Raw genomic sequence first — 3,402 nt, 5'->3', positions numbered from 1 at the left:
ACAAAATTCCTGACACGTCCCAGCCATTGCCTCACTGTGTTGATGGATTCTAGTAAGCCGGCGCGCAACCGGCGCATTTCCATCCATCGATTCAAAGAGACACCATGTCGGAAGCCAGATCGCCGGAAAGCACGCGTGCCCTGCCACCCTCCGCCATCGCCCTGTGGCGATGGCTGCGCCGGCACTGGAGGCGGATGGCGATCTTCGCCCCGGCCGTGGCGTTCCTTCTGTTCTCGGTCCTCTACCTAGCCAGCGCAAGCTATAAGAGCGACGGCTTTCTGCGGGCCAGCCGGAAGCTGGCGGAATACAACGCCCAGCGCGCCGCGTTCGCCGACAAAAGCGCCCTGCAGCGCTTTCTCCTCAGCGAAAAACTGGAAGCCGATGCCAACGGCAGCTACCTGACCCACTCCCTGCAGGAAAATTTTCTCCGCAAGCACGTCACGCCCGTGCTGCCCTACTCCAAGGCGGAGCTCGGCTACCTCAACAACACCAAAACCCCGCTCGACCCCGACATCCTCGGCTTCAACATCTCCTTGGCCGCCGCCTCGCCCGCCGACGCGGCGGCCAGGGTGGAAATCCTCGGCGACTTCCTCAAGGACACGATGCTGCGCCAGGAACTGACCGAAATCGTCCACACCAAGGCCGCCGAATTCAAGTCCCGGAAGCAGCAGATCGACAACCAGATCATTGCCAAGCGAATCGAGCTCCGGCAGGAAACCGAGCGGCTGAAGTCCCTCAAGGTCATCGCCGGCCGATACCCCGGCGCCGACCGGCTGGCGTCCCGGCAACTGCTCTCGTCCGATGCCGCCAGCTCGAAATACCTGTCGCCCGTGGCGCAACTCGTCGGCGCGGAATCCGCCATCGCCGACCTGCGCATGCAGCTCACCTCGCTCGAGCGGGACGCCGCCCAGAACGCACTGCGCGAGACCTTTTTCGCGCGCGCGGAAGCCCTGGCCACCCCGCCCAGGTCAGGCAAGGCGATGCTGGCCGGCTACCTGGCGCTGCAAAAAGACGTGTTCGACGGCACCGACCTGAAAGACGACGACATCCGCGAAGTCTTCAACGACGTCGGCCTGATTGCCGAAGAGCTCCGGACCCGGCACCTTGTCAACGCACATTTCGCCTCCGGACCAACCCTGCCCGACCGGCGTGCCGGCCCGGGGATGCCGGCGATGGCGGTGTTTTCGCTGCTCGGTGGATGCGTGATCGTCGCGATGGTGCTGTTCGGGCTGGATTTCGTCAGGCGGGCGAATGGGAAGGATGCCGCCCTGGCGCCGGCAATTGGGTAGCCGGGGCCGTGGGAGGGATGCGGGAGAAAGACTTTGGTGCGAAGGAGAGCACGCCTCCTGCGCCTCAACGTGTACGCCGCGTAATACACATGAGCACGCAAATACTGCCCTTGCCTCCTGATATTTCGTGTGTAAAATTACACACAAGCAGCCGAAAGACAAACAGATGAACTCTGCGGCTCGCGGGTCAGTCGGAACGCAACAGAAAGGAGTATCGACATGGAATTTCCCATCGCAATCCATAAGGACGATGGGAGCGTCTATGGAGTGACCGTTCCGGACGTGCCGGGCTGCTACTCCTACGGCGACACCATCGAGGACGCCATCAGAAACGCAAGAGAGGCCATCGGCAGCCACATCGAGACGATGGTCGAGCTGGGCGAGGAGGTGAACTTCGTTTGCTCGTCCATCGAAGAACTCGCAGCCAGAGAAGAGTTCGCGGGCGCGGTATGGGCGCTGGCCAATGTTGACGTGACCAAGCTGGACTCCAAGCCGGAACGCATCAACATCAGTCTGCCGCGCTTCGTGCTGCACAAGATCGACACCTACGTCGAGAAGCGCCATGAAACCCGCAGCGGCTTCATCGCCCGGGCGGCACTGGCGGCGCTGGCCCACGAAGCCTGACGCATCGGATCGCCCTGCACGGCCGACGAACCGAAGCAGGTCGCCAGATTGGGGGTCTTGCGATTTCGTGTGGTTTACATCGGAATGGGTGGTGGTGCGAGGGAGGGGACTCGAACCCCTACACCATTGCTGGCGTCAGGACCTAAACCTGGTGCGTCTACCAATTTCGCCACCCTCGCAGTCCCTGCGGGCGCATCCCTGGCGGGAGGCCGCTTTGCTCGCTAGCGTGCCGGACGACATGTGAAGCCACATGAGCAAGGAGAAGCCCAAAGCAAAACAGGCGGCTTGGACTGCCCGCCTGGCTTGTGTTCCTGTGCTGCCGGCGCACTTTGCGCATGCAGCGCAACGAGGCAGCGGATTCTAGCGCAAAGCGCGCGGGGAATCCAGCCCTCCCCGCGGTCCTCGCCGGGGTCTTCCCCGCGCGGGCGCGCCGGGCGCCGGTTTCAGCGCTTGACCTTGATGCAGGCCAGCACCAGCACGGTGGCGCAGGCTTCCAGCGCGGCGACGAAGTACAGGCCGGAGGAAAGCTGGCCGGTGCTGGTCTTGAACCAGCCGATCATGTACGGGGCGACGAAACCGGCGAGGTTGCCGATGGAGTTGATCAGGGCGATGCCGCCGGCGGCCGCGGTGCCGGCCAGGAAGGCGGACGGCAGCGACCAGAACACCGGGAAGGCGGCGAGGATGCCGATCGAGGCGATGGTCAGCGCGATCAGCGCCAGCACCGCGCTGTGCAGCCACATGCCGGTGAGCACGAGGCCGGCGGCGGCCATCAGGGTGGCCAGGGCGCAGTGCAGGCGGCGTTCGCCGGTGCGGTCGGAGTGGATGCCGTTCCAGATCATGGCGAGGGTGCCGGCGATGAACGGGATGGCGGAGACCAGGCCGATCTGGAGGTTGCCTTGCACGCCGAGCTCCTTGATGATCGACGGCGACCAGAACGCGATGGTGGCGTTGCCGCTGACCACGCAGAAGTAGATGGCGGCGCAGATCCAGACGCGGGCGTTGGCGAAGGCGTCGCGCAGCGACGAGTGCTTGGCGGGGTCGCGGTTCTCGGCGTCGATCTCGCGCGTGACGAGGTCGCGCTCGCCCGCCGTGAGCCAGCCGGCGCCGGCCGGCTTCTCGGGCAGGAACATGAGCACGGCGATGCCGGCGAGCACCGACGGAATGCCTTCGATGACGAACAGCCATTGCCAGTTGGCGAGGCCCTCTACGCCTTCCATGCGGCTCATGATGAAGCCGGCCAGCGGGCCGCCGATCACGCCGGCGATGGCGAACGAGGTCATGAACAGGCCGTTGATGCGGGCGCGGCGATGGGCGGGGAACCAGTAGGTGAGGTAAAGCACCACGCCCGGGAAGAAGCCGGCCTCGAAGATGCCGAGCAGGAAGCGCAGCGCGTAGAACTGCATGGGGGTCTTGACGAAGATCATCGCCATCGACGCCAGGCCCCACAGGATGGTGATGCGCGCGAGCGTGCGGCGCGCGCCGATCTTTT

General features: G+C 64.7%; 3 protein-coding genes and 1 tRNA gene. 2 read left to right on the top strand and 2 right to left on the bottom strand.

The window, feature by feature from the left end:
* Positions 1-104: 104 nt before the first annotated feature.
* Both K206_RS0104770 and K206_RS0104765 read left to right on the top strand, forming a co-directional pair.
* Positions 105-1,289 (top strand): hypothetical protein, encoded by a 1,185-nt coding sequence (locus K206_RS0104770; RefSeq protein WP_196812839.1) that lies wholly within the window; start codon positions 105-107, stop codon positions 1,287-1,289.
* Between the two features lie 219 nt (positions 1,290-1,508).
* A complete protein-coding gene (locus K206_RS0104765) occupies positions 1,509-1,913 on the top strand; it encodes a type II toxin-antitoxin system HicB family antitoxin (RefSeq protein WP_020201267.1) in 405 nt (134 codons plus the stop codon).
* Positions 1,914-2,005: 92 nt separating this feature from the next.
* Here the strand turns inward: K206_RS0104765 and K206_RS0104760 are convergent.
* Positions 2,006-2,092: transfer RNA gene (locus K206_RS0104760), tRNA-Leu, on the bottom strand.
* 264 nt (positions 2,093-2,356) lie between these two features.
* Positions 2,357-3,402, bottom strand: a 1,046-nt coding sequence (locus K206_RS0104755) for an MFS transporter (RefSeq protein WP_020201266.1), incomplete at its 5' end; no start/stop codon positions are given.

This window comes from Cupriavidus sp. WS (assembly GCF_000395345.1).
GTDB classification, from domain to species: domain Bacteria; phylum Pseudomonadota; class Gammaproteobacteria; order Burkholderiales; family Burkholderiaceae; genus Cupriavidus; species Cupriavidus basilensis_B.
Note: the sequence above shows the minus strand (reverse complement) of the source record. Positions and strands in the feature narration are given on the sequence as shown.